Below are 824 nucleotides of genomic sequence, written 5' to 3'. Positions count from 1 at the left end.
GAAAGGGCGGTGTCCTAGGCCTCTAGACGAAGGGGACAAAAATTTGCATTTCGAAGCATTGCTTCGATTAATTTTTGTAAGTGCGACAGCTGAGCCTGCGAGGCTAAGCGGCCTAATTACAAAAACAGATGCTTTTGTCACTAGGACTGGTTATTTAGACTCTTACCATGCGAGTTAAGTGGCGTCCCCTAGGGGATTCGAACCCCTGTTACCGCCGTGAAAGGGCGGTGTCCTAGGCCTCTAGACGAAGGGGACAAAAATTTGCATATCGAAGCACTGCTTCGATGAATTTTTGTAAGTGCGACTGCCGAGCCAGCGAGGCTAAGCAACCTAATTACAAAAACACATGCTTTTGTCACTAGGACTGGTTATTTAAACTCTTACCATACGAGTTAAGTGGCGTCCCCTAGGGGATTCGAACCCCTGTTACCGCCGTGAAAGGGCGGTGTCCTAGGCCTCTAGACGAAGGGGACACAAAATGTGTCACTAGGACTGGTTATTTAGACTCTTACCATACGAGTTAAGTGGCGTCCCCTAGGGGATTCGAACCCCTGTTACCGCCGTGAAAGGGCGGTGTCCTAGGCCTCTAGACGAAGGGGACAAAAATTTGCATTTCGAAGTATTGCTTCGAGTAATTTTTGTAAGTGCGACTGCCGAGCCAGTGAGGCTGAGCGGCCTAATTACAAAAACACATGCTTTTTGTCACTAGGACTGGTTATTTAGACTCTTACCATGCGAGTTAAGTGGCGTCCCCTAGGGGATTCGAACCCCTGTTACCGCCGTGAAAGGGCGGTGTCCTAGGCCTCTAGACGAAGGGGACAAAA

The 824-nt window shown here is 49.2% G+C and carries 4 tRNA genes; all 4 read right to left on the bottom strand.

What is annotated here, in order from left to right:
* Positions 1-179: 179 nt before the first annotated feature.
* Positions 180-255, bottom strand: a tRNA-Glu gene (locus tag KD147_RS16730).
* A 142-nt stretch (positions 256-397) separates the two neighbouring features.
* Positions 398-473: transfer RNA gene (locus KD147_RS16725), tRNA-Glu, on the bottom strand.
* Positions 474-525: 52 nt separating this feature from the next.
* Positions 526-601 (bottom strand) — tRNA-Glu (locus KD147_RS16720).
* Between the two features lie 143 nt (positions 602-744).
* Positions 745-820: transfer RNA gene (locus KD147_RS16715), tRNA-Glu, on the bottom strand.
* Between the last annotated feature and the right edge of the window lie 4 nt (positions 821-824).

The organism is Pseudoalteromonas sp. BDTF-M6 (assembly GCF_018334135.1).
Taxonomy (GTDB): domain Bacteria; phylum Pseudomonadota; class Gammaproteobacteria; order Enterobacterales; family Alteromonadaceae; genus Pseudoalteromonas.
This window is presented reverse-complemented; position numbering and strand designations above follow the sequence as displayed.